The organism is Acetitomaculum ruminis DSM 5522 (genome assembly GCF_900112085.1).
Taxonomy (GTDB): domain Bacteria; phylum Bacillota; class Clostridia; order Lachnospirales; family Lachnospiraceae; genus Acetitomaculum; species Acetitomaculum ruminis.
In genome coordinates, this window is record NZ_FOJY01000009.1 from 51390 (window position 1) to 75828 (window position 24439).

At 34.3% G+C, this 24439-nt stretch carries 26 protein-coding genes; 24 read left to right on the forward strand and 2 right to left on the reverse strand.

All coding sequences use genetic code 11. From position 1 onward, the window contains the following. The first annotated feature begins 27 nt into the window (after positions 1 to 27). The 5 genes from BM153_RS07245 to BM153_RS07265 all read left to right on the forward strand — a co-directional run bounded on the left by BM153_RS07245 (position 28) and on the right by BM153_RS07265 (position 3764). The gene (locus BM153_RS07245; protein WP_143088284.1) at positions 28 to 450 is read left to right on the forward strand and encodes a prepilin peptidase; all 423 of its coding nucleotides are present in this window, start codon (positions 28 to 30) and stop codon (positions 448 to 450) included. Between the two features lie 23 nt (positions 451 to 473). After that, on the forward strand, positions 474 to 902 hold the full coding sequence (locus BM153_RS07250; protein WP_092872227.1) for a hypothetical protein: 429 nt from the start codon (positions 474 to 476) through the stop codon (positions 900 to 902). Positions 903 to 952: 50 nt separating this feature from the next. Beyond that, a complete protein-coding gene (locus tag BM153_RS07255) occupies positions 953 to 2389 on the forward strand; it encodes a DUF6382 domain-containing protein (RefSeq protein WP_092872229.1) in 1437 nt (478 codons plus the stop codon). Positions 2390 to 2729: 340 nt separating this feature from the next. After that, entirely contained in the window at positions 2730 to 3203 is a 474-nt protein-coding gene (gene tadA, locus BM153_RS07260; protein WP_092872231.1) for a tRNA adenosine(34) deaminase TadA, read from the forward strand. A 12-nt stretch (positions 3204 to 3215) separates the two neighbouring features. Further along, positions 3216 to 3764 (forward strand): GNAT family N-acetyltransferase, encoded by a 549-nt coding sequence (locus BM153_RS07265; RefSeq protein ID WP_092872233.1) that lies wholly within the window; start codon positions 3216 to 3218, stop codon positions 3762 to 3764. Positions 3765 to 3992: 228 nt separating this feature from the next. Here the strand turns inward: BM153_RS07265 and gdhA are convergent, their stop codons facing one another. Continuing rightward, positions 3993 to 5327, reverse strand: a complete 1335-nt coding sequence (gdhA, locus tag BM153_RS07270) for an NADP-specific glutamate dehydrogenase (protein ID WP_092872235.1) — start codon at positions 5325 to 5327, stop codon at positions 3993 to 3995. Positions 5328 to 5692: 365 nt separating this feature from the next. Here gdhA and BM153_RS07275 point away from each other — a divergent pair, with 365 nt between their 5' ends. From BM153_RS07275 to BM153_RS07320, 10 genes are all read left to right on the forward strand, one after another. Next, on the forward strand, positions 5693 to 6538 hold the full coding sequence (locus BM153_RS07275; protein ID WP_092872237.1) for a YitT family protein: 846 nt from the start codon (positions 5693 to 5695) through the stop codon (positions 6536 to 6538). 168 nt (positions 6539 to 6706) lie between these two features. Then, positions 6707 to 7366, forward strand: coding sequence for an amino acid ABC transporter permease (locus BM153_RS07280; protein ID WP_092872239.1), 660 nt, complete (start codon positions 6707 to 6709; stop codon positions 7364 to 7366). Continuing rightward, positions 7347 to 8027 carry an amino acid ABC transporter permease gene (locus BM153_RS07285; RefSeq protein ID WP_092872241.1) on the forward strand — a complete coding sequence of 227 codons (681 nt, stop codon included), beginning with the start codon at positions 7347 to 7349 and terminating at the stop codon, positions 8025 to 8027. The genes BM153_RS07280 and BM153_RS07285 overlap by 20 nt, the downstream gene beginning before the upstream one ends. 41 nt (positions 8028 to 8068) lie before the next feature. After that, on the forward strand, positions 8069 to 8845 hold the full coding sequence (locus BM153_RS07290; protein WP_092872382.1) for an amino acid ABC transporter ATP-binding protein: 777 nt from the start codon (positions 8069 to 8071) through the stop codon (positions 8843 to 8845). 66 nt (positions 8846 to 8911) lie between these two features. After that, positions 8912 to 9805 (forward strand): cysteine ABC transporter substrate-binding protein, encoded by an 894-nt coding sequence (locus BM153_RS07295; RefSeq protein WP_092872243.1) that lies wholly within the window; start codon positions 8912 to 8914, stop codon positions 9803 to 9805. A gap of 538 nt (positions 9806 to 10343) precedes the next feature. Then, a complete protein-coding gene (locus tag BM153_RS07300) occupies positions 10344 to 11351 on the forward strand; it encodes a methionine ABC transporter ATP-binding protein (RefSeq protein ID WP_092872245.1) in 1008 nt (335 codons plus the stop codon). Beyond that, positions 11344 to 12009, forward strand: a complete 666-nt coding sequence (locus tag BM153_RS07305; RefSeq protein WP_092872248.1) for a methionine ABC transporter permease — start codon at positions 11344 to 11346, stop codon at positions 12007 to 12009. Before BM153_RS07300 ends, BM153_RS07305 begins: the two co-directional genes overlap by 8 nt. Positions 12010 to 12058: 49 nt before the next feature. After that, on the forward strand, positions 12059 to 12925 hold the full coding sequence (locus tag BM153_RS07310; RefSeq protein WP_092872250.1) for a MetQ/NlpA family ABC transporter substrate-binding protein: 867 nt from the start codon (positions 12059 to 12061) through the stop codon (positions 12923 to 12925). A gap of 157 nt (positions 12926 to 13082) precedes the next feature. Then, on the forward strand, positions 13083 to 14150 hold the full coding sequence (locus BM153_RS07315) for a hypothetical protein (protein WP_092872252.1): 1068 nt from the start codon (positions 13083 to 13085) through the stop codon (positions 14148 to 14150). Positions 14151 to 14177: 27 nt separating this feature from the next. Then, positions 14178 to 14714: a DUF3877 family protein gene (locus BM153_RS07320; protein WP_092872254.1), complete on the forward strand. Its 537-nt coding sequence runs from the start codon at positions 14178 to 14180 to the stop codon at positions 14712 to 14714. A gap of 451 nt (positions 14715 to 15165) precedes the next feature. Here BM153_RS07320 and nadA read toward each other — a convergent pair whose 3' ends face one another. Next, positions 15166 to 16086 carry a quinolinate synthase NadA gene (gene nadA / locus BM153_RS07325; RefSeq protein WP_092872256.1) on the reverse strand — a complete coding sequence of 307 codons (921 nt, stop codon included), beginning with the start codon at positions 16084 to 16086 and terminating at the stop codon, positions 15166 to 15168. A gap of 191 nt (positions 16087 to 16277) precedes the next feature. On the opposite strand from nadA, the gene BM153_RS07330 reads away from it, so the two are divergent. The 9 genes from BM153_RS07330 to BM153_RS07370 all read left to right on the forward strand — a co-directional run bounded on the left by BM153_RS07330 (position 16278) and on the right by BM153_RS07370 (position 24412). After that, on the forward strand, positions 16278 to 17603 hold the full coding sequence (locus tag BM153_RS07330; RefSeq protein WP_092872258.1) for an L-aspartate oxidase: 1326 nt from the start codon (positions 16278 to 16280) through the stop codon (positions 17601 to 17603). A 57-nt stretch (positions 17604 to 17660) separates the two neighbouring features. Next, complete coding sequence (nadC, locus tag BM153_RS07335; RefSeq protein ID WP_092872260.1) at positions 17661 to 18515, forward strand: carboxylating nicotinate-nucleotide diphosphorylase; 855 nt, start codon at positions 17661 to 17663, stop codon at positions 18513 to 18515. 15 nt (positions 18516 to 18530) lie between these two features. After that, positions 18531 to 19064 carry a transcription repressor NadR gene (locus BM153_RS07340; protein ID WP_092872262.1) on the forward strand — a complete coding sequence of 178 codons (534 nt, stop codon included), beginning with the start codon at positions 18531 to 18533 and terminating at the stop codon, positions 19062 to 19064. 48 nt (positions 19065 to 19112) lie between these two features. Continuing rightward, positions 19113 to 20291, forward strand: a complete 1179-nt coding sequence (locus BM153_RS07345) for a glycoside hydrolase family 3 N-terminal domain-containing protein (RefSeq protein ID WP_092872264.1) — start codon at positions 19113 to 19115, stop codon at positions 20289 to 20291. A 189-nt stretch (positions 20292 to 20480) separates the two neighbouring features. Then, positions 20481 to 21326, forward strand: a complete 846-nt coding sequence (locus tag BM153_RS07350) for a S66 family peptidase (RefSeq protein ID WP_177205610.1) — start codon at positions 20481 to 20483, stop codon at positions 21324 to 21326. A gap of 93 nt (positions 21327 to 21419) precedes the next feature. After that, complete coding sequence (locus BM153_RS07355; protein ID WP_092872268.1) at positions 21420 to 21671, forward strand: kinase to dihydroxyacetone kinase; 252 nt, start codon at positions 21420 to 21422, stop codon at positions 21669 to 21671. 5 nt (positions 21672 to 21676) lie between these two features. Next, positions 21677 to 22879, forward strand: a complete 1203-nt coding sequence (locus BM153_RS07360; RefSeq protein ID WP_092872270.1) for a ComEC/Rec2 family competence protein — start codon at positions 21677 to 21679, stop codon at positions 22877 to 22879. A 244-nt stretch (positions 22880 to 23123) separates the two neighbouring features. After that, positions 23124 to 23747: a GTP pyrophosphokinase gene (locus BM153_RS07365; RefSeq protein ID WP_092872272.1), complete on the forward strand. Its 624-nt coding sequence runs from the start codon at positions 23124 to 23126 to the stop codon at positions 23745 to 23747. Continuing rightward, positions 23744 to 24412 carry a response regulator transcription factor gene (locus BM153_RS07370; protein WP_092872274.1) on the forward strand — a complete coding sequence of 223 codons (669 nt, stop codon included), beginning with the start codon at positions 23744 to 23746 and terminating at the stop codon, positions 24410 to 24412. Before BM153_RS07365 ends, BM153_RS07370 begins: the two co-directional genes overlap by 4 nt. The last annotated feature ends 27 nt before the right edge of the window (positions 24413 to 24439 follow it).

Sequence of the window (24439 nt, forward strand, 5' to 3'; positions counted from 1 at the left end):
AAAGGAAAAAACAGAAAGGAAAAAAGAATGTTAAAGCTAATCAGTTTACTGATAATGTTTATAATTTTAGGACTTACAGATATAAAAACGAAAAAAATAAATATTATCTGGCTTGCTTTTTTCGGGATTTTAGGTATTTCTGAAAAAATATATCTGGGAGAAAATATAGCTGAAGCCTTATTAGCCGGGGTTTTAACTTGGATTATACTTTATATTATTTCTATTATTACCAGAGAAAAAATTGGCAAAGGGGATGCCCTACTTTTTGGGATAACCGGTATATATCTAAACATTTTCGATAATATTTCCCTGTTATTTTATTCCTTTTTGTTGGTTGGAGTCTTTTCTTTAATAATGCTGGTTTTAAAAAAAGCAGATAGAAAAACTGAAATTCCCTTCCTGCCTTTTGTAGGTATTTCTTATTTACTCATGCAGTTAAACATAGTGTAAAAAAGGGGAAAAGAGGTTTTTATATGAAAAAAATAAAAGAAAAAACAAAAAAATACGAAAAGGGAAGTGTAATAATCGAGGCGGTATTTTTAATACCACTTATTCTTATTGCAATTATTTCCATGCTTTATTTATCTTTTTTTGTATATAACAGAGCTGTTACCAAAGCAGTTTTAAGTGAAAAACTGGTTTTGTGTAATTACGGTCTTGATCTGAATTCTTCTAAATTAAAAAATGAAATAGAAGAAGAGCTGACAAACAAGCTTGTATTTATGGATAACTATGAGCTTAACACAAAAGTTGGCAAATTGTCTGCCAATGTTGAATTTAGTGGAAGTATGAAGATTCCTTTCCGTAAAATTCAAGGACTTCAAATGGAATTTTTGAAATATAAATGCCAAAGAAAAATCGTTATTTTAAGACCAGTAAAATTTATATGGGCTATCAGTTAATAGTAGTTACATAAGTGTCTTAAGAATAAATATTATCAGGAGAGAAGAAAATGGATTTTGAAACAGAAATAAAAGAAGATCTTAATTATCGATATTTAATAATAAGTGATAAAACAGATAATAAGAAGGATTATCAAAGAGGAATGATTTTAAACAACGATATTCCAGGATTTTTGAAATGCAGCCTGCAAATTACAAACGGGCAGGAAAAATTTTATTTTGACATAAGTAAAAAAGAAACCCTGGAAAAAAAGCTAAAAGGCAGAGACTTATATGAAGGTGAATTGGGAAAAATATTAAGTCAGATGGTTGACTTGATAAAAAATGCTAGGGAATATCTTCTAAATGAGGATAATTTTATTTTTCGTCCGGAATACATATTTTTTCAGGAAGAAAAAATGTATTTTTGTTTTATGCCGGGGCTGAGACTTGATATTAAAAAAGATTTACATGATTTGTCAGAGTTTTTTATGAAAAAGATAAATCACGATTTAAAAAATGATACCTTTTTAGCATATGAGTTTTTTAGTATTACAATGAAAGAGGACTTTAAATTATCGGAAATCGAAAAAATAATAAAAAACGTAAATGAAGAAAGGGGGTTTTCCACATTTAATAGTATAAAATGTAAGGATATGTGGACAAAAAAACAGGGCAATGTGAATAACTTGGGGGAAAATGTGGATAACTTAGTGGAAGAAGAGAGGGAAAATTGTAAAAATCTTAAAAAATCGAAAAATTTATTAAATAAAAAGAAAATAATTAAAGGAAAGCGAGCTGTTGAAAAAATAACCGGTATTTTAGCAGCTTTGGCTTTTTTAAGTCTCCTATATTTTTTAATAAATGATGAACTGAAAGATTTTATAGGAAAAAACAAAATCTTTATAGCAGCCGGAACAGCTTTTTTAATTGTTTCATTAATTATAAAAATGGTAATTGGAATAATAAAGAACAAAACGAAAAAAAACAAATCAGATTTAAATAATCCTGATAAAAATGAAAATAAAAAGAAAGAGGAAAATATTATTGAACCTGAAGAAGACTACGGGGATTTAAATTCCAGAACAATCTATAGCGAAACCATAGAAATACCCTATCCGGAAAGTAATAATCAAAACATCGAGGCCGATTTTACAGACCTAGAGGATGAAGATACCAACGAAACAATTGCACTTTTTTCCTTAGAGCAAGATAAATTTCTTACCTTACATTCAAAAAATCCAAAAGATTATCCGGATATTACATTAAAATATTTTCCTTTCATTATAGGGAAAAATAAAGATAAGGCTGACGGATTAATTGACAAAAAATTTATCAGTCGTTTTCATGTTAAATTTGACAAAGATGATGAAAATATTTATATAACGGATTTAAATTCCTTAAATGGAGTAATGGTAAACGGAAATAAACTTGAAGAAAATGAAACCTTAAAAATTCATAAAGGAGATGATATTTCCATAGCAAGTTTGGAATATATTTTGGAATAAATTCTTTATATATGGATTAAAGTTTTTATTAAAATATAAGAGTTTTAAAGCCCCTTATTTCTATAAAGAATAATAAATTTGTCGATAGTATATGTGAGTAATAAATGTACAATATGAAATCAGGCTCACACTTAATTAATGCAGGAAGCTAAGTGGTGAGTAGTAAACTAGTATTAATTAGAGCCTGAATTTTCTTAAATAATCCATTTATGTTTCCACCAATAAAATGCTATAATAAAGCAGTTGGTGATTTTATTTTTTTTATACACCATCGAAAGTCAGCTTATTTTTCAGAAAAAGAAAAATTTCATAGTGGCATTGATAAATATTGGAGGAATTTATGCTTTCAAAAGATGAAAGATTTATGAAAGAGGCACTAAAGCAGGCAAAAAAAGCCTATGAGCTGGAGGAAGTGCCTATAGGTTGTGTCATTGTAATGGATGATAAAATAATAGCCAGAGGCTATAACAGAAGAAATACCGATAAAACAACATTGGCCCATGCTGAGATAAGAGCCATAAAAAAAGCCTGTAAGAAGTTGGGGGACTGGAGGCTGGAAGGCTGTAAGATGTATGTGACCTTAGAACCCTGTCAAATGTGTGCCGGAGCTATTGTACAGTCCAGACTTGATGAGATAGTAATAGGCTGTATGAGCAAAAAATCAGGCTGCGCAGGTTCTATTATAAATCTTCTTGATATGAAAGAATTTAATCATCAGGTTGAAATAAAAAAAGGTGTTTTAGAGGAAGAGTGTTCTACAATGATTTCGGAATTCTTTGCCGGATTGAGGGAGAAAAAACGGGTTAAGAAATAAAGGAAAATTAATATGCATGATTTAGTTGAAACAGACAGATTGATACTGAAAACTCTTGGTGGGGAGTATAGTGACAAAGTATTGGAATTTTATTTAAATAATAAACTTTTATTTGAAAAATATGAGGCAGAACGGCCTGTGAATTTTTATACCATAACCTATTTTCGGTCTTTATTAGAGTATGAAATTGCCTGTGCCAAAAAGAAGTCTGCCCTTCGTTACTGGGTATTTGAAAAAGAAAATCCGGATTTGATAATTGGTACGGTTTCTTTTCAGAATTTTCAAAGAAGGGACGGGTCTTGTTGTCAGGTAGGATATAAATTTGATGCAAAATACCATGGAATGAGATACGCAAGAGAAGCCTTGAACATGGGGAGTAATGTAGTATTTTCAGAATTTAATGTTACAAGAATCGAGGCATTTATTATGCCGGACAATATTGCTTCAAAAAAAATGATTGTCCATTGTGGCTACCAATATGAAGGAACTCTTAGAAAGAAATTTAAGATTAACGGAAAATTAGAAGACCATGAGGTTTATAGTAAACTCAGAAATGAATAAAAAAACCCCGACTACCTGATGGCCGGTACCCGGGGAAAAATAGGGGAGTTTATGAAAAAGTATCTCTCTTAGACTGTGTCATATCTAAGGGATATATTTATACTATATTTGAAATGTGTCTAATATATGTCTAATTTCTGTATTATTTTTTAAAAGTGTTTTATGAAAAATAAAAGACAGCCTCTTAGAGGCTGTCTTTTTAAAGAACTAAAAAAGAAATAATTATGACTAAACTACGCCTTGAGCAATCATAGCATCAGCGACTTTTAAGAAGCCTGCAATATTAGCTCCGGCTGCGTAATCACCATCTTTACCGTATTCTTTAGCGGCTGCATCGATATTGTGAACGATGTTAACCATGATTCCTTTAAGTTTTGAGTCAACTTCTTCAAATGTCCAGGATAAACGCTCGCTGTTTTGTGACATTTCAAGAGCTGAAGTTGCAACACCACCTGCGTTAGCAGCTTTAGCTGGTCCAAAGTAAACTCCTTTTTCCTTAAAGTATTCTGTAGCTTCAAGTGTGGAAGGCATGTTAGCTCCTTCACAAACTGCAACAACACCGTTAGCAACAAGTGTTTTAGCATCTTCAAGATCAAGCTCGTTTTGTGTAGCACATGGAAGAGCAAGGTCTGCCTTAACTGTCCATACACCGCGTCCTTCATGATATTCACTGTTTGGACGATAGTTCTTGTATTCAGTAAGACGAGCTCTCTTAACTTCTTTGATTTCTTTTAATGCTTCAAGGTCAATTCCATCCGGATCATAAACCCAGCCTGTAGAATCTGAGCAGGTAAGAACTTTAACACCAAGTTCGTAAGCTTTTTCAATTGCATAAATAGCAACATTTCCTGCTCCGGATACAACTGCTGTCATACCTTTGATGTCTTTATTGTTAATTTTAAGAAGTTCTTCTGTGAAATAGAGAAGACCATATCCTGTAGCCTGTGTTCTTGCAAGAGAACCACCATAGGTAAGACCTTTTCCTGTAAGTACTCCTTCATAAAGACCTGTGATTTTTTTGTATTGTCCATATAAGAAACCGATTTCACGGGCACCTACACCGATATCTCCGGCAGGTACATCAGTATCAGCTCCTATATGACGATAAAGCTCTGACATAAAGCTCTGGCAAAAACGCATAATTTCGTTATCTGATTTTCCTTTTGGATCGAAGTCAGAACCACCTTTACCACCGCCGATTGGAAGCCCTGTAAGAGAGTTTTTGAATATCTGCTCAAATCCAAGGAATTTAATGATTCCAAGATATACTGACGGATGAAGACGAAGTCCACCCTTATATGGTCCAATGGCACTGTTAAACTGAACACGGTATCCTGTGTTTACCTGAACCTGTCCGTTATCATCTACCCATGGTACTCTAAAAGTAATAATACGCTCCGGAATTGTAAGTCTTTCCAAAAGAGCAAGTTTTTTATATTTTTCTTCATTTTTTTCAATAACCGGGCGAACGGTATCAAGAAATTCTTTTACAGCCTGAAGAAATTCCGGTTGTGCAGCGTTCTTTTCGGCTACTTTTTTGTAGACATCATCTACATAAGACATTTTTTGTTCCTCCTTACAACATAAGTAAAAGTAATTGTCTGAATTTTAATTTAACAATTTACTTTACTAAACTTTTTTTGAATTATATCATTATCATTTTTATACTGCAATATTTTTAAAATATAATTTGTGAAACTTATAAATATAAATAATTCATATTCTGGCTTTAATTAATAAAAAAAGCTTGAAATTGAAGGATTAAAGCCGTTAAATAGTCATTTTTTATTTTATAAAAATAATGAGGATTTTAATCAAAAAATTTATTATAATACTTTGGTGTCAAAGCTTATGGATTAATAATATCAGCAAAAAAAGGCGATATAAAAAATAAAAGATTAGTAGAAAACTGCGAGGAAACAGATAAAATGAAGAGAATAAAAACAATAACAGCCATAATGATTGCATCTGTTATTATGGCATTAAATATTAATATTTTTGTTCATACAGGAGGACTGTATCCGGGCGGTGTGAACGGTCTTACGGTACTTATTCAAAGAATAGGTCAGATGTATTTAAATATTAATATTCCATATACAGTGGTAAACCTTATATTAAACGGAATTCCTATTTATGTAGGTTTTCGTTTTATAGGAAAGAAGTTTACCTTTTATTCGTGTATGACTATTGTTCTTACAAATATTCTAATAGATTTACTTCCAACTTATGTCATTACCTACGACACGCTTTTGATAAGTATATTCGGAGGTATATTAAACGGATTTTCCATAGGAATCTGCTTAAGAGCCAATGCAACTTCAGGTGGAACGGATTTTATTGCAATTTACTTCTCGGAGAAAAAAGGAGTAGACACCTGGAATTATGTTTTGGTCTTTAATGTATGTATACTTGCGGCAGCAGGTTGTATTTTTGGATGGGAAAAAGCCTTGTATTCTATTATTTTTCAATTTGTTTCTACACAAATGATGAAGCTGATGTATCACAAATATCAGCAGGAAACCCTATTGGTGGTTACTAACAGGCCTCAGGAGGTTATAGATACAATCTATAACATCTGTCATCATGGAGCAACTTTGTTAGATGGTGAAGGCGGCTATGAAAAGTGTAAAAAACTGGTAGTTTATTCAGTAATCTCCAAAGATAAAAAGCAAAAGACCATTAATGCTATAAAGAAAGTGGACAATAAGGCATTCATAAATGTAATCCGTACGGAGGAAGTAATCGGTCATTTCTATTGTGACCCAAGAGACTAGTCTAAAATATAATATTTTCATTGTTATACATACCCATTAATGATAAAATAATTTGGTGTAGTAAAGTGTTGCTGTAAGTTGTTGACAATTGATAATTTTTATGATTTACTATTATTAATTATTCATATCGATTTACTAGGAAAAAGAAAAATGAAGGGATGATTTACATTGGATTGGAATTTTATCTCTCAATATACACCAATGTATATTGAGGCGGCTAAGCTGACCTTGTGGATAGGAGTTCTGGGTATATTGTCTGCGATTGTAATCGGACTTTTATGTAGTATAGTTCAATACTATAAAATACCTATTTTATCTCAGATTGTGTCGGTATATATAGAGCTTAGCAGAAATACCCCTCTTTTAGTTCAACTGTTTTTTCTTTATTTTGGTTTTCCCAAGATAGGAATAGTATTAAGTGCAGAAGTATGCGGAGTTGTGGGATTGGCCTTTTTAGGCGGAAGTTACATGGCTGAAGGTTTTAGAAGCGGATTGGAATCCGTTGAAACCATACAGTTTGAATCGGCTGAAAGCCTTGGAATGAATCAGTTACAGGTAATGCGTTATGTCGTAATACCACAGGCTTTAGCAGTATCGGTTCCGGCTTTGGTGGCTAATGTAATATTTTTATTAAAGGAAACATCAGTTTTTTCTGCCATTGCCCTTGCAGACTTAATGTATGTGGCAAAGGATTTGATAGGACTTTATTATATGACAACAGAATCATTGTTTATGCTGGTTCTTGCTTATCTTATCATATTGCTACCAATATCATTATTGGCGGTTTATTTAGAGAGGAGGTTAAGATATGCAGGATTTGGCAATTAGTATAATTTTTAAAGGAAATAACCTTTTAAGACTGCTTGATGGGCTTTGGATTACCTTAAGAATCAGTCTTTTGTCAGCAGCATTATCTATTCCTCTTGGAATATTATTTGGAATGTTTCTGACCCTTAAAAATCCTATAAGTAAGTTTATTGGCAGGTTGTACCTGGATTTTATCAGAATAATGCCACAGCTTGTATTATTATTCATTGTTTTTTTTGGCATTACAAGGGCTACAGGTTTAGACCTTTCAGCAGAATTAAGTGCCATAATAGTTTTTGTATTATGGGGAACTTCTGAGATGGGTGACCTGGTAAGAGGTGCCTTAATCAGCATACCAAAGCATCAATACGAAAGCTCGGAGGCTTTGGCACTTACAAAACTGCAGACCTATTGGTATATCATAATACCCCAGACCTTAAGAAGGCTTATACCTTTAACCATAAATCTCGTTACCCGTATGATTAAAACCACATCTTTGGTGGTGCTTATCGGTATAGTAGAGATGCTAAAGGTAGGACAGCAGATAATAGATGCCAACAGATTTGATTATCCTTCAGGAGCCCTGTGGATATATGGAGTGGTATTTTTCATGTACTTCTTTAGCTGCTGGCCTATTTCATGTTTTGCAAAATGGCTTGAAAAGCGTTGGAGTGACAAATAATATTGGTTTTTTAAAGGCTAATGAATATGAGAGGAAAAGATATGAATAAAAATATTCAGTTAAGTATAAAAGATTTGGTTAAAAGCTTTGATGACAACAGAATCTTAAATGGAATATCTACAGATATAAAAAAAGGTGAAGTTGTGGTGGTTTTAGGACCTTCAGGATGTGGAAAATCCACCCTGCTTAGATGTATAAACGGACTGGAAGCCATAAACGGTGGACATGTATTTATAGATGAGGATGAAGTGGTTCATAACAGCAAGGATTTGCCAAAGATTCGTCAGAAAATCGGCATGGTATTTCAAAGTTATGATTTGTTTCCTCACAAAACCATAATAGATAATATAACTTTAGCACCAATAAAGGTTCAGCACAGAAACAAGGCCGAAGTGACAGAAGAAGCAGAGCAGTTACTTGAAAGGGTTAATCTTTTAGATAAGGCAAAAGCTTATCCGCGTCAGCTTTCCGGCGGACAAAAACAAAGGGTTGCCATAGTAAGGGCACTTTGCATGCATCCGGAAATAATGCTTTTTGATGAAGTTACTGCAGCCCTGGACCCGGAAATGGTAAGAGAAGTTTTGGATGTTATTTTAGAATTGGCAAATCAGGGAATGACCATGATTATTGTTACCCATGAAATGCAGTTTGCAAGAGCCGTGGCAGACAGAATAATCTTTTTGGATGGTGGAAAAATCGTAGAAGAAGCAAGACCTGATGAATTTTTCACAGCACCTAAAACAGCAAGAGCAAAGGCATTTTTAAAGACCTTTGAGTTTGATGCTAAAAAAAAAGAAATGAGTAGGGAAGCAGTATAAAAAATCGGAAGATTTTAAATAAATAATCAATCGTTAATTTGATTGAACAAAATAGGAGGAATTAAAATGAAAAGAAGAATTTTGGCATTATTAACAGCAATTACATGTGTATTTGGTCTGGCAGCATGCTCAAATACATCTGGAGATAATGCAGCAAAATCAACCAAAGAAGAAACAAATGAAACGAAAGATTCAAATGGTGCTAATGCCCGTACTTTAGACGAAATTAAAGACAGTGGAGTGGTAAAAATCGGTGTATTTTCAGACAAAGCCCCGTTTGGTTATGTGGATGAAAAAGGTGATTACCAGGGATATGATGTATACTTTGCAGAAAGAATTGCAAAAGATTTAGGTGTAAAAGTTGAATATACATCATTAGATCCTGCAAGCCGTGTTGAATATGCTCAGACAGGAAAAGTAGATATTGTACTGGCAAACTTTACAGTAACAGATGAAAGAGCTGAGCAGGTAGACTTCGCCCTTCCTTATATGAAGGTTGCTCTTGGGGTTGTTTCACCTGAAAACGCTCTTATTAAAGATGTTGATGAATTAAAGGATAAAACTTTAATCGTTGCAAAAGGAACAACTGCCGAGACTTATTTTGAAGCTAATTATCCTGATGTAGAATTACAAAAATATGATGCTTATGCAGATGCTTACAATGCTTTATTAGATGGTAGAGGAGATGCCTTTTCTACAGATAATACAGAAGTTTTGGCATGGGCTATGTCAAATAAGGGATTCAAAGTTGGAATTACCTCATTAGGTAGCATTGATACTATTGCACCGGCAGTACAAAAGGGAAATGATACTTTACTTAACTGGTTAAATGATGAAATAAAAACTCTTGGCAAGGAAGAATTTTTCCATGCAGATTATGAAGAAACTCTTGCTCCTGTTTACGGTGACGCTGCAAGCGCAGACGAGATTGTAGTAGAAGGCGGAGAAGTAGAGAAATAATTTGATTGTAGTATTAACTTTCTACTAAAAATGATTTGAACGCAGTGTAAGCAATCCCCCGCTTCAAAAGCGTAAGCTTTAAGCGGGGGTATAAGCTTACTAGTGTCAGAAGGGGTTAAAGCCCCTTCTGACAGGTGGCACAAAGTGCCACTGCGTTCATGAGGAAGTAGCGAAGCGGATTCCGAATGTCCGCTTTACCAGTGTAAGCAATCCCCCGCTTCAAAAGCGTAAGCTTTAAGCGGGGGTATAAGCTTACTAGTGTTAGAAGGGGTTAAAGCCCCTTCTGACAGGAGGCACAAAGTGCCACTGCGTTCATGAGGAAGTAGCGAAGCGGATTGCGAATGTCCGCTTTACCATATCTCCCATCTAAGGTCAGACCCGGATGGGAGATATATTTAATGATTGTTTAAGATAAGTTTACATTAATATATATAATTATGGTATTATAGAGTTCTCGGAATGATTTTACAAAAAATCTGTGTAAAGTTATGTTAAACAATAAAAGGTTTATTTAAGCCTAAAAGAAGAGGAAAGTTATATGAATAAAATTATCCGTGTTGTAAATGTTTCAAAAAAGTTTAAGGGCAAAGAAGGGGAATTTATTGCTCTTAATAATATTAATCTAGAGATAGGGGAAGGGGACATTTACGGTATCATTGGAATGAGTGGTGCCGGAAAAAGTACTCTTGTAAGATGTCTTAATTTTCTTGAAGTACCTACACAAGGTACTGTTTATATCCAGGATAAAGATCTTCGAAGCATGAAAGAAAAAGAATTACTGGAAATGAGAAAAGGGGTATCTATGATATTCCAGCATTTTAATCTTTTAATGCAGAAAAATGTTGTAGATAATATTTGTTTTCCACTTTTAATTTCCGGTTACAGTAAAAAAGATGCGAAAAAAAGAGCTTACGAGCTATTAAAAATTGTAGATTTAGACGAAAAAGCCACTTCCTATCCGGCACAATTATCCGGTGGACAAAAACAAAGGGTGGCAATAGCAAGGGCTCTGGCTTCAAATCCAAAGATTCTTCTTTGCGATGAAGCTACCAGTGCTTTAGATCCTCAGACAACCCAGTCTATTTTGGCTTTACTTAAGCAGATAAACAAGGAATATGGTATTACTATTGTAATTATAACCCATGAGATGGATGTTATTCAGCAGATTTGTTCTCATGTTGCAATATTAGATCATGGTAATCTGGTGGAGACAGGAAGTGTCACTGAAATATTCACATCTCCAAAGACTAAAGAGGCGAAAAGACTTATTTATAACGGGGATACCAGAGTCGAGGAAATGAAGGGAAAGAGATGTATAAGAATCGTCTTTTCTGAAAATTCTTCATTTGAGCCGGTTATAGCCAATATGATTTTAGAATGTAAGGCTCCGGTAAATATCCTTCTTGCAGATACAAGAGATATAGGTGGAAGGGCAGCAGGAGAAATGATTCTTCAATTGCCTCAGGATGAGGAAACTGCCAATAAAATGATTGAATATCTAAAATCCAGAAAGCTTGCTGTGGAGGAGGTAAAAGATTATGTTTGATAGTACAACTATATCTATGATAGGACAGGGTACTTTAGATACCTTATATATGACAATTGTATCTACCGTGATGGGTTATGTTTTGGGAATTCCCTTAGGAATTGCCCTGACAGTTACAGATTCTACAGGTTTAAGGCCTAATTCGGTAATATATAAAATTTTAGATCTTATAACAAATATATTAAGAAGTGTGCCGTTTCTGATTTTATTGGTGCTGGTATCACCTCTTACAAAACTTATTGTGGGAAAAAGTTATGGTTCTTCAGCAACTATAGTTCCCCTGGTGATTTCAGCAGCACCTTTTATAGGAAGAATGGTGGAATCTTCTCTTAAGGAAGTAGATAATGGAGTAATAGAAGCTGCAAAAAGCATGGGGGCTTCTACGGTTACCATTATAAGAAGAGTGCTTTTGGTAGAAGCAAGAACTTCTCTTTTAATAGGAATGACCATTGCTTTTGGAACCATTCTTGGTTATTCAGCCATGGCAGGAACCCTTGGAGGTGGTGGACTTGGAGATATTGCCATAAGATACGGCTATTACAGATATGAAGCGGATATTATGGTAGTGACCACTTTCCTTTTGGTAATTCTTGTAATGGTTATGCAGAATTTGGGAATGAAATTATCTAAGGTTATTGATAAAAGGTTAATTAATTAGAAAATTACACCGGAAAAGTGTATTTATAAAAAAGGAAGGAGACTTTATTATGAAAAAAAGATTTTTTGCCTTAATTGCAATAGCTGCAATGGCAATAGGAGTAACCACTGCTTGTGGAGCAGGAAATGATGCTAAAAATCAGACATCCACAAATGAAAAAAGTGAATCGGATGAAAAGAAAGCTATAACTGTGGCAGCTTCCGAAACACCACATGCAGAAATTCTTGAACAGGCTAAAGAAATTTTAGCAAAGGATGGCTGGGATCTTCAGGTAACCGTATTTTCTGATTATGTTCAGCCAAACATGGTAGTTGACAGTGGAGAATTTGATGCAAATTATTTCCAGCACCAGCCATATCTTGATTCATTTAATGAAGAAAAGAATACAAAACTTGTTAGTGTAGGAAAGATACACTATGAGCCTTTTGGTATCTATGGCGGAACCAAGAAAAGCCTTGATGAAATAGCTGACGGAGACAGCATCGCAGTTCCAAACGATACCACAAATGAAGCAAGAGCACTTCTTTTGTTACAGGATAACGGAATCATTGAATTGGCAGAAGATGCAGGATTAAATGCTACAAAAAGTGATATCACAAAGTACAATTATGATGTTGAAATTGTAGAATTAGAGGCAGCGCAGGTACCTAAGGTTATTGATGAAACCGCTTATGTGGTATTAAATGGAAACTATGCTCTTGAAGCAGGACTTTCAGTGGCTAAAGATGCACTGGCTTATGAATCAGCAGAGTCAGATGCAGCTGAAACCTATGCAAATATCATTACCGTAAAAAAAGGTAACGAAGACAACGAAGGAGTAAAAGCTCTTGTAGATGTTTTAAAATCAGAAGAAATTCAGTCATGGATTGAAAAAAATTATGACGGAGCAGTTCTTCCATATACTGCAGATAAATAATTATTAATAACAGTTAATGCAATACCCCATAGCCCAATAGCGGGTTTTTGGGGTATTTTTATCGATAAAAAAGCCCTGGTTAAAGTCGCTTTACAAAGAGATAAAAGAAAACTATTATAGTAGGTAGAAGAAAAATATATCAAAAGAGGAAAAGAATATGTATAACTATTGTCCAAATTGTGGAAGAAAAATTATAGCAGGAGAGCCGTGTGTTTGCACATTGCCAAATTACTCTGAAAATGAAAGCACACCGGATAATGAAACATTAACAAATAACAGTAATGTTGAAAATAATGTTAATACTTATGTCGATAATATAAACACGAATGTGAACTCCGGTGTTTTTGTGGAAAATACTCAGGAAACTGTTAATTCAGAACCGGAAAAACTGACAGGATATGATAATTTAGTAAATCTTGAAAAAAGCACTACCGGCTATGAAAATGCATCAAATGTGATGCCGGATTCAAATGCGGTAAACCAGGAAAACTTTTTTATCAATAATAATGAAGTAAATGCACAAAATGTTCGTCAGGACAATGCCTTTACCAGAATGCTTAAAATATTTATAGAAGTTTTAAAGGCGCCTGTTTCCGAAGGAAAAACCTTCACTGCTTTTGGTGGAAATTTACAGGCTTTGGGATTTATTCTCTTTCAGGCGATTTTAACTGGAATATTTGCTGTAGTTGTGGAATACAAGGTTGGAACAGTGTTAAAAAGCTTTTTTGGTAGCTATTTAAACTATACCAATATAAATATTCCATTTGTCAGGGTATTTTTTATTACTGTCTTAATGTCAGTGTTATTTACACTTTTACTGGCAGGATTGATATTAATAGCATCTCTTCTTACGGGGAACAATGGAAATTACAGGATGATGCTTTGTATTCTGGCTACAAAAAGTATAGTGGTTACACCTCTTATATTATTTGCAACCCTGGTAGCAATATTTAACATTAACTTTGGAATGGGATTATTTTATGTGGGAAATTTACTGACTATTATGTTAATAGCAATGCTGATGCCGGTTAAAGACAGTAAATCATCCAACTTTTTACCCCTTGTACTCACTATAGCCTTTATATTATATTCCATCATTACATCTGTTATCTCAATATCCCTGATAAGTGCCTACAGTCCGGTAGACTTTAATGATATTTATAATATATTAAGCGATTTCTTAAGTGAATACATGTACGGAGGATATGAAGATTTCATTTATTGATAAAAAGTCTGTTTGGAGGAATGAAGTATGAACAAAGATAGACTTATACAAAATGTAATTGATCAGATTAAAGAAGGCCAGTTAAAACTGGGATATGCAAGAGAAACGGTAAGACTATATTACCCTTTAAGTTCTCTAAATGCCATTCTTGGCACAGATTTTAAAGATATATCCCAGGCTTTGGATGCCTTAAAAGAAATTAATGTAGGATATGTGGAAGTGGGAAAATTAGGCTTTTCACAACATGAAGACAGAATAGAGATAAGTGTTTCTCCGGAAGGCGTGGAATATGTACACGAAGAAGTGGGAGAGCCTGCCTTTTTAGCTGACATGATAAAACTTTTTTCCACTAAACATGCCTGTACAATAGAGGATGTAAAAGAAATTTTTAAAAGATACAGTAAGAATTTTACCTGTAAAAAGATGACTGGTGAGGATTTTGATTATGTACTGTATTTTGATGACCCATCAATAGATGAGTATTATTATTGCATTAAATCAGAGATGGGACACAGCATATATCACAGATTTTCAAAAGAAGATTATAAATTATTGTGGGCATAAAATGAAAAGCCCCCGGTTATAGGAGGACCGGGGGTTTTCTAATATAATAAGTAAAAGTAAAAAAGTTTAGCAAATTCAAAGCGTCAGAAGAAGGTCACAATACTGTGGTACCATCTTCCTAGAACCTAAGTATATTGTCATACATAAATGTGAGAGAAATATGATAAAGGCTGATATTTAAGCCTTTTTTTTTGTGGCTTTAATATTAAATTTATATAATTTTAAATTGATAATTGTGTAAAGATATTATTAAGAAGCAACTTAATAAATTTAGAAAAAAATTATTTTTGATAAAAAATGAAACTTATTTCCTATTTTGACCTAAAAGTATATTTGCAGGGAAATACCTCCAAAAGTACAACGAAAAATGGAGTGACAGTACTCTTGGAGGTATTGGATAAAAAAGTTAATTGTTCAAAAAGGTGCAATATTAATATTTTAAATGAATATATTATTCACCTAATTCCAGCATTTTATTTATGCATCCCAAGGCTTTAACACGAACATCCTCTGAAATATCTATTTCTTCACCGCTGTTTCTTTTTACGCAGTTATAGACATCGGCTAAAGTTGTAAGTTTCATATTGTGACAGACGCAGTCTTTGGAAAGAGGATAAAACATTTTGTCCGGACATTGAAACTGAAGATGTTGTATTATACTGTTTTCCGTACCAATGATAAACTCTTTAGCATCAGAATTGATAGCATAAGACATTATGCCGGTAGTACTTCCAACATAGTCAGCTTCATTTGAAACTTCAGGGAGACACTCGGGATGCACTAAAAGCAAGGCATCTGGATGAAGATTTCTTGCCTTTTTAACATTTTTAAGAGACATTCTAAGGTGAGTAGGACATCCGCCATGAACAAATTTAAAATCTTTTTCAGGAACTTCTTTCGCTACCCAGGCGCCCAGATTACAATCAGGGACAAATAAAATTTTGTCATTATCTATATTTTTAATGATTTTAACTGCAGAAGATGAAGTTACACAAACATCACATAAGGTCTTTAAGGCTGCTGTGGTATTTATATAACAGACTGTAGTAAAATCAGGATTATTGGCCTGTAAAGATTCAAGTAATTCTGTATCCAACTGTTCCGCCATAGGACAACCGGCCTGAGGATGGGATAAAAACACCCTTTTTTCAGGAGATAGCATCTTAACGGTTTCTGCCATAAAACGCACTCCGCACATAAGAACATTTTTTTGAGGAGCTTTGGCAGCTTGTAAACTTAATCCGTAGGAATCACCGGTGTAATCAGCTACTTCAAGTATATCCTGACTCTGATAGGCATGTGCCAGAATACAGAAGTCATTTTCTTTTTTTAATCGCAGAATTTCCTTCTGCATTTCCCCTATGGTCATCATAAAATACAAAATCCTTTCTCGTAAAAAATGTTGGAAAACAGCTTATTTCCAACTGTTGAGCACAATTATAGCTTAAGAAACTTTACATGTCAAGACAATAATGTTTACAGGTGTCTTGTCAGGTGCAATTTATTATGTTATAGTTAGCACAAATAAAAAACCGAATAATTTAGCGGGAAAGAAGGGATATTGTGAAAACAGATGTATTAATTGTGGGAGCAGGCTGTGCAGGATTGTATTGTGCCTTAAAAATTTCAAAAGACAAACACATAACGGTTATCACAAAATCAGATGTTGAAGAAAGCGATTCTTTTCTTGCACAGGGGGGTATGTGCATGTTAAGAGGAGAATATGATTTTGAAAGTTACTTTGAAGATACCATGAGAGCCGGACACTACGAAAATGATGAGGAATCTGTAAAAATAATGATTCGTTCATCCCAGTCCATAGTAAGGGATTTATTGGAATTTGGGGTTGATTTCAATAAAGATAAATCAGGAAAACTAGCCTTTACAAAAGAAGGAGCCCATAGAGAAAAAAGAATTTTATATCACAAAGACATTACCGGAAAGGAAATTACCGGCAGGCTTTATGAAGAAGCAAAAAAAAGGGGAAATATAGAAATTCTTACCCATACAACTATGGTGGATCTTATTTCAAAAAATAATGAATGTTTCGGTGCAATAGTAAAAAAAGCTGATGGCCATACAGAGGAAATTCTGGCAGGATGTAGTGTACTTGCCTGTGGAGGAATAGGGGGACTTTTTGATCACTCCACCAATTACAGACATCTTACGGGAGACGGGCTTGCAGCAGCCATTGAACACGGCATAGAATTAAAAGATGTTAATTATATTCAAATTCATCCAACTACCCTTTATACAAAGGATAATAAGGACAGAAGTTTTCTTATTTCTGAATCTGTAAGGGGTGAGGGGGCAAAACTTTACGATAAAAATATGAACAGATTTGTAGATGAACTGTTGCCAAGAGACTTGCTGACAAAGGCCATTTATGAGCAGATGAAAAAAGACGGCACAGAATTTGTATGGGAAGATTTAAGGACAATTCCAAGGGAAGAACTTATAAATCATTTTCCTAATATAGTAGCAAAATGTCAGGAAATGGGTTATGACGTATTTAATGAATGTATTCCGGTGGTTCCGGCACAGCATTATTTTATGGGAGGAATAAAGGTAGACCACCAAAGTAAGACCTCCATGGAAAAACTTTATGCCATAGGGGAAACTGCCTGTAATGGTGTACATGGCAAAAACCGTCTTGCCAGTAATTCTCTTCTTGAAAGCCTTGTTTTTGCGGCAAGAGCAGCAGCTGAAATAAGTCTTTTTTACGAAAATGAAAAGGCTGAAGAGAATTTTATTAAAAATATTAATCTTTCAATGTATGAAGACTATGACAGCATTTCAAAGAAAAATGCCAGACTTGTACTGGAAGAAATCAGAAAAGAAGACATAAAAGCAGAAATTGTGAGAATGAAGCATAAAACAACGGCTTAAAAACACATGTCTTTACTAATTATTACATAACAATTATAATAGACGGGAGAGAAAATTATGTATGATGAAGTAACCTTAAAACTTAATGCAGATCCATTGATTTTAAGTGCTTTAAGAGAGGATATCAGTAGTGAGGATGTATCTACAAACTGTGTTATGCCTCAAAAAAAACAGGGTGAAGTGGAGCTTATCTGCAAAGAAGATGGAATCATTTGCGGTCTTGGTGTTTTTAAAAGAGTTTTTGAACTTTTAGATGAAAATACGGAATTTGAATTTTATGTAAATGATGGCGATAAGGTTAAAAAAGGCCAGCTTATGGCTAAGATAAGGGGAGACATAAAGGTTTTATTAAGTGGTGAAAGAACAGCGCTTAATTATCTTCAAAGAATGAGCGGTATCGCTACATATACCAATGAAACGGCATCTATACTTAAAGACAGTAAATTAAAGCTTTTAGATACGAGAAAAACCACTCCTAACAACAGGCTGTTTGAAAAATATGCCGTTAGAATCGGAGGAGGAAATAATCACCGTTACAACCTTTCGGATGGAGTTATGTTAAAAGACAATCACATCGCGGCAGCAGGCGGAGTAAAAAAAGCCATAGAAATGGCAAGGGAATATGCTCCTTTTGTCAGAAAAATCGAGGTGGAAGTTGAAAACCTTGACATGGTAAAAGAGGCGGTTTTGGCAGGGGCTGACATTATAATGCTGGATAATATGTCTCATGAACAAATGAAAGAGGCTATAAATATTATCGATAAAAAGGCCGAGATAGAAGTTTCAGGTAATGTAACAAGAGAAAATATTAAAAAACTAATAGATCTGGGAGTTGACTATGTTTCCAGCGGAGCCTTGACACATTCGGCACCTATACTGGATATATCATTAAAAAATCTTCACCAGATTTAGGGAGTAATATTGAAGATGAAGGGAAAAGAAAGAAGAAATCAGATATTAAAAAAGTTATCAGATTCGTCAAAACCGGTTTCAGGTACTGAGTTAGCCAGGGAGTTTGGCGTAAGCAGACAGGTTATTGTGCAGGATATTGCACTTTTGCGGGCAAATGGATGCGAAATCTTTTCCACAAATTTAGGATATGTATTAAATGCTTTCACAGGTACACAAAGAGTATTTAAGGTCCATCATACAGAAGAAGAAACAGAAGAAGAGCTTAATCTCATAGTGGATTATGGTGGTATAGTAAAAGATGTTTTTGTATATCACAAGGCATATGGGGTTATTCGTGGTGAATTAAATATAAAGTCAAGAGCAGATGTACAGGCATATATAGAAACCATGAAATCAGGAAGGTCTTCTTTACTTATGAATGTAACAGATGGTTATCACTATCATACGGTAAGCGCTGAAAATGAAGGAATACTTGAACATATTTTTCAGGCTCTTGGAAAAAGAAATTTTCTTGCGGATTTACAGGATTATGAACCTGTAGAATTTTGATGGTGAAATAAAAAATACAGCTTTATAAGCATTTGTGAGAGGAAAACAATGAAAACAAAGGGCAGAATTTTATATTTTTTTACCGCTATAGCAGGTATAATAATGGTCTTGTTGATAGGTGCTATGGCATTTTGTCTTGTGACAAAAGGTGACAGCGTTGATAAAATCAGGGATAATTTTTTATCGCAGTTTTCTTTCATAGGGGAGATTCAGGCCAAAGAAGAAGGAGAAACTGTAAAAACAGATGAAATTATCAATGAAGAAAAAATAGATTCCTGGATAAAAGGTCATTCAATAGAAGACAAGGTTGCCCAGCTATTGCTAGTTACTCCGGCAGCACTTACGGGAAATGCTAATCTTGTAACTGCTGACAATACTGTGGAGCTGGCTTTAAGACAATATCCTGTAGGAGGCTTTGTTTTCACAAAGGAAAATATTCCTGATGAAGAGACCACAAAACAGTTCTTTTCAAGTATGTATGAATATTCAAGCACAATTTCCGGAGTAGCACCCTTTATGGCTCTTTCAAACATGGATGATATAAAGGTTTTGGCAGCAGATACACTTACCCTTGACAATATCCATGACATGCCTACTTCACAAAATCAGGCTATGGCTTTAGGTGGACGCCTTAAGGAATTTGGCATTAACTTAAATACTTCCTTAGTTGCCAATGAAGAAAGCCAAGAGATGACAGAGGGCTTTGCGGGAGATTTAAACCAGATAACAGACCTTACAAAAACTTACTTTGAAGGCTTGAAGAGTCAAAATGTAATAACTTCAGTAAAATATTTTCCGGTTTCCGGAGATTTTTGTGATATGGATGAAGCAACCCTTCTTGGAAATGCCGTAGTCTTTAAAAGTCTTATTGACTCCGGCATAGAGTTGGTGCAAATGTCTGATACCAGACTCAATCTCTTATCAAAGGGAATGCCTGCTACTCTTTCCAATAAGGCTGTCACAGAAATTTTAAGGAAAAAACTTGGATTTAACGGAATAATTGTAAGCGGAGACCTTAGTGATGAAAGAATAACTACCGTTATGGATTCCAAGGAAGCTGCCGTAACAGCTATAAGTGCCGGTTGCGATATGATATATTGTTCATTGGACTTTAGAGAAGCTTATGAGGCAATTGTTCAGGCTGTATGGAGCAAAGATTTGGATGAAGACAGAATAAATGAATCAGTAAAACGGGTTCTGAAGGTAAAATATCAAAATTCTATCTAAATTTAATAAATATAAATTATAATGAGGAACAGTATTTTTTTCTAATGCTGTTCTTATTTTTGCATGATTGGAATTATAATTTGCATTTTAAGAAATAATATACAAAAAATTTTAAGTTTATTTTATAATAGTTTATAGATGGTTTATTCCTGTTATAAGGGATTAGAAAGGGAGAATATGGGAATACTTATGCAAGGAGACAGAGTTGGAGTACTGGCTGCTTCAAATGCTGTTTTACCTGAGAGGAAAACTGAAACAGATGCCCTTTTTGAGGCACTTACAGATATGGGATTAAATCCGGTTTTAGGAGACTTTGTTTATGGGGATATTTTTAGCGGAAGCCCTGAGGATAAGGCGGATGTCTTAAATGATTTCTATAGGGATTCCTCTATTAAGGCGATTTTTGACATTTCGGGAGGAGACTTGTCTAACTCCCTGTTACCTTATCTGGATTATCGTATTATCAAAAAAAGAAAAACTCCTTTTTTCGGATATAGTGATCTTACCACCCTGATAAACGGTATATATGCTAAAACTGGAAATGCGGCATTTCTTTATCAGGTGGCAAATATTGTTAGAGATGGAAGTGGTGTACAAAAGATAAGATTTAAGGAGAGTATTCTTGGAAGAGACAATTCATTATTTGATTTAAATGATTGTCGATACTTGCAGGGGACATCTATGAACGGCGAAGTTATCGGGGGAAATATACGCTGTTTTTTAAAACTTGCGGGAACAGAATATATGCCGGATTTTAACAGAAAAATATTATTTCTAGAGGCCAACAGCGGTGATGAAGCAAGGATTTTTTCGTATTTGAACCAGTTAAAACAATTGGGTGTATTTGAGAAAATTAAAGGGGTTTTGCTGGGAAATTTTACGGAGATGGAAGATAATAATAAAAATATTGGAAGATTGCTTCTTCAAGTTATGGACAATAAAAAGATTCCCGTTGCAAAAACCGACCAGGTGGGGCACGGTTTGCTTTCAAGGTGTATAGTTATAGGCAGAGAATATGTAATGCTTAGACAATAAACCATACAGATAAAAATGAAATATATGATGAAAAAATACCAAAATATATATTGAAAGGGAATAAAAATACTATTTGTAGGTAAGAGATGTATTATGTTAGAATTTAAGTACGATACTCAACTTTTAATTGAGGGGAAAGATTTAGACGAGGACAGGATATATGATTATATTTTAAATAATTTCAAAGGTGACTGTCTGCTGGCAGTGGGAGATGAAGAGTTTATAAAAATTCATTTCCACACAAATGAACCCTGGAGAATATTGGAATACTGTGCAGGATTGGGAGAAATCTATGATATTGTTGTAGAGGACATGGACAGACAAAGCAGAGGATTACAGGGGTAAAAGATATGAAAAAGAGACCTTTAATCAGTTTATTATTAATATTAACAATTTTAATTACCGGGTGTGAAAATACATCCGGTAATTCTTATGGCGAAAAAGAAATAGTATCCACCTATGATTACAGTGAAAATGAAAAAGAAGTAGTATCTTCTTATGATTATAGTGAAAATGAAAAAATAGGAAATCTTGATTTAGAGGTGCATTTTATTGATGTAGGTCAGGGAGATGCCATTTTAATTGAAAGCAATGATAAGGCAATGATGGTGGATTTTGGAAATAATGATAAGGGTAGTGCCCTATATGCATATCTGAAAAAAGAGGGAATAGATGAGTTGGAATATGCAATCGGTACCCATCCTGATGCGGATCACATAGGAGGAATGGATGTAATTCTTTATAAAACAGGCAGTAAGAGGGTATTTATGCCTGATGTGACCAATGATACCGCAACCTATAGAGATGTGGTAGATGAATGTAAAAGGCAGGGAAAAAAGATAGAAAATCCTAAATTAGGAGAAAGCTTTTCCTTAGGAGATGTCACTTTTACCATAATTTCCCCGGTAAAAGGAGGATATGAGGACAAAAACAGCTATTCCATAGGTATAAAACTGGTTTGTAAAAACACAAGCTTTGTAATGTGTGGCGATGAAACCATAGAGTCGGAAAAAGAGATGCTGGCAAATAATATTGACTTACAGGCGGATGTTTTAAAACTGGGACATCATGGCAGCTCTGGGAGTACTTGTGATTCCTTTTTGACAGCAGTTAATCCGAAATATGCAATAATAAGCTGTGGATTTAACAATTCCTACGGACATCCCCACAAAGAAGTGGTAAATGCACTAAAAAACCGGGGTATTTCCTTGTTTAGAACAGACCTTCAAGGAAGCATTATAGCTAAAAGTGACGGTGAAAATATCACTTTTAATACACAAGCCACAACAGATTATCGCTGTGGAAATGAAATTTCTCAAACTGAAAAAGAACTAAATGAGAAGGACGACGAAAAGCAGATAAAAGAAAATGATGATGTTGCTTTAACTTCAGAGAATACCACATATATCATAAATGAAAATACAAAGAAATTTCACTTATCAGATTGTCCTTCGGTTTCAAAAATGAAAGAAAAAAATAAAAAAGAAACTAATAAAACAAAAGATGAACTGGAAAAAGAAGGGTACCAACCCTGCCAAAACTGTTTGGGCTGATTTTTTGTACACAATAAAAACATAAAATAAACATGGTATGACAATATTTTTGCTGTAACCTTAAGACAGTTTAATGTGAAATATTATATTTACTTAACAAGAAAATCCTGATGCTAAAGAGCCTGTTTATGTCTTTAGCCGGCACTTAATTCTGCCGAAAAAATCTTTGTGGATTAATAAAGAAAAATATTGATTTGACAGTTCTTTTGCAAATTTTACAGGATAAAGCAGAGGGGGAATAAATATGGAAACATTAACAGAAAGCATATATGGAAGCTATGAAAATGCTCTTAGGGCTACCATGGAGGACATGAAGGCAAAATTTAATGAAATAAGGGATAAGATAAGAGATACCAAAGGCGAAAAACCGGTGGATCATATATTATCAAGGCTTAAAGGCGAAGAAAGTATGCGAGAAAAATGTTTCCGTAAAGATTATCCCGTATCCACGGAATCCGCCATTACCCGTGTTAAAGATGCCATTGGAATCAGAGTTGTCTGCAGTTTCATAGATGATGTTTACAAAGTAGTAGATGAAATAAAAAAGACACCCGGATGGAAAGTGGACGTTGAGAAAGATTATATAAGACATGCCAAGGCAAACGGCTATAGAAGCTATCATATTATTTTAAAAGTTCCAAATAAATACGGAGGCGGGGATATTGACAGCTTTTATGCTGAAATACAAATTAGAACCATATCCATGGACACATGGGCAAGCCTTGAACATCAGATGCGTTATAAGAGAAATATAAAAAATCAACAACTTATAGAAGTGGAATTAAAACGCTGTGCTGATGAACTTGCTTCTACAGATGTGTCTCTTCAGACAATCCGGGATATGATAACAGGAGATAATGAAAAATGAGGATTTTGTTGGCAGAAGATACCAGAGATTTGTCAAAAGTAATTGTAACAGTATTAGAACACCAGGAATATGAAGTAGATGCTGCATATGATGGGGAAGAAGCAATTGAATACATTAAAAAAAGTAATTATGATGCCATAATTTTAGATATAATGATGCCAAAAAAGAATGGTATTGAAGTTGTTAAAGAATGTAGAAAACTAGGCGTTATGACCCCTGTTTTGTTTTTAACCGCAAAGGCAGAAACTAACGATAAAGTCGTTGGACTTGATGCCGGAGGGGATGATTATCTTACAAAACCCTTCTCCATGGAAGAACTTATGGCAAGGATTCGTTCCATGACCAGAAGAAAAAATGTCTATAGTCAAAAGGTGTTAAAGCTTGGAAATTTAAGCCTTGACGCAGAAAATTTTGAACTGTCAGCGGAAAATTCCGTAAGGTTAAGCAACAAGGAATTTGAACTTATATATGTATTTTTAGTATCAGCAAATGAACAACTTGAAGAAAATTTCCTGTTAAACAGGGTATGGAGCGAGGATGAAAGGGCAGAAGGAGAACTTTTGTGGATGTATATTTCCTACCTGAAAAAGAAACTGGAATCCATTGCTGCAAATGTAAAAATAGAAGGGGAAAAAGGCGGCCCATACCGTCTTATATGTCAGTAAAAAACTCCTATTTAGTCTTTAAGGAAT

What these genes read in the sequence shown, in the direction of transcription:
- BM153_RS07320 (WP_092872254.1), top strand. Translation starts at nt 14,178, where the DNA reads ATGAACAAAGATAGACTTATACAAAATGTAATTGATCAGATTAAAGAA.
- BM153_RS07305 (WP_092872248.1), top strand. Translation starts at nt 11,344, where the DNA reads ATGTTTGATAGTACAACTATATCTATGATAGGACAGGGTACTTTAGAT.
- BM153_RS07315 (WP_092872252.1), top strand. Translation starts at nt 13,083, where the DNA reads ATGTATAACTATTGTCCAAATTGTGGAAGAAAAATTATAGCAGGAGAG.
- tadA (WP_092872231.1), top strand. Translation starts at nt 2,730, where the DNA reads ATGCTTTCAAAAGATGAAAGATTTATGAAAGAGGCACTAAAGCAGGCA.
- BM153_RS07310 (WP_092872250.1), top strand. Translation starts at nt 12,059, where the DNA reads ATGAAAAAAAGATTTTTTGCCTTAATTGCAATAGCTGCAATGGCAATA.
- BM153_RS07245 (WP_143088284.1), top strand. Translation starts at nt 28, where the DNA reads ATGTTAAAGCTAATCAGTTTACTGATAATGTTTATAATTTTAGGACTT.
- BM153_RS07370 (WP_092872274.1), top strand. Translation starts at nt 23,744, where the DNA reads ATGAGGATTTTGTTGGCAGAAGATACCAGAGATTTGTCAAAAGTAATT.
- BM153_RS07355 (WP_092872268.1), top strand. Translation starts at nt 21,420, where the DNA reads ATGTTAGAATTTAAGTACGATACTCAACTTTTAATTGAGGGGAAAGAT.
- gdhA (WP_092872235.1), bottom strand. Translation starts at nt 5,327, where the DNA reads ATGTCTTATGTAGATGATGTCTACAAAAAAGTAGCCGAAAAGAACGCT.
- BM153_RS07360 (WP_092872270.1), top strand. Translation starts at nt 21,677, where the DNA reads ATGAAAAAGAGACCTTTAATCAGTTTATTATTAATATTAACAATTTTA.
- nadC (WP_092872260.1), top strand. Translation starts at nt 17,661, where the DNA reads ATGTATGATGAAGTAACCTTAAAACTTAATGCAGATCCATTGATTTTA.
- BM153_RS07255 (WP_092872229.1), top strand. Translation starts at nt 953, where the DNA reads ATGGATTTTGAAACAGAAATAAAAGAAGATCTTAATTATCGATATTTA.
- BM153_RS07365 (WP_092872272.1), top strand. Translation starts at nt 23,124, where the DNA reads ATGGAAACATTAACAGAAAGCATATATGGAAGCTATGAAAATGCTCTT.
- BM153_RS07285 (WP_092872241.1), top strand. Translation starts at nt 7,347, where the DNA reads ATGCAGGATTTGGCAATTAGTATAATTTTTAAAGGAAATAACCTTTTA.
- BM153_RS07300 (WP_092872245.1), top strand. Translation starts at nt 10,344, where the DNA reads ATGAATAAAATTATCCGTGTTGTAAATGTTTCAAAAAAGTTTAAGGGC.
- BM153_RS07345 (WP_092872264.1), top strand. Translation starts at nt 19,113, where the DNA reads ATGAAAACAAAGGGCAGAATTTTATATTTTTTTACCGCTATAGCAGGT.
- BM153_RS07265 (WP_092872233.1), top strand. Translation starts at nt 3,216, where the DNA reads ATGCATGATTTAGTTGAAACAGACAGATTGATACTGAAAACTCTTGGT.
- BM153_RS07340 (WP_092872262.1), top strand. Translation starts at nt 18,531, where the DNA reads ATGAAGGGAAAAGAAAGAAGAAATCAGATATTAAAAAAGTTATCAGAT.
- BM153_RS07290 (WP_092872382.1), top strand. Translation starts at nt 8,069, where the DNA reads ATGAATAAAAATATTCAGTTAAGTATAAAAGATTTGGTTAAAAGCTTT.
- BM153_RS07250 (WP_092872227.1), top strand. Translation starts at nt 474, where the DNA reads ATGAAAAAAATAAAAGAAAAAACAAAAAAATACGAAAAGGGAAGTGTA.
- BM153_RS07295 (WP_092872243.1), top strand. Translation starts at nt 8,912, where the DNA reads ATGAAAAGAAGAATTTTGGCATTATTAACAGCAATTACATGTGTATTT.
- BM153_RS07275 (WP_092872237.1), top strand. Translation starts at nt 5,693, where the DNA reads ATGAAGAGAATAAAAACAATAACAGCCATAATGATTGCATCTGTTATT.
- nadA (WP_092872256.1), bottom strand. Translation starts at nt 16,086, where the DNA reads ATGATGACCATAGGGGAAATGCAGAAGGAAATTCTGCGATTAAAAAAA.
- BM153_RS07350 (WP_177205610.1), top strand. Translation starts at nt 20,481, where the DNA reads ATGCAAGGAGACAGAGTTGGAGTACTGGCTGCTTCAAATGCTGTTTTA.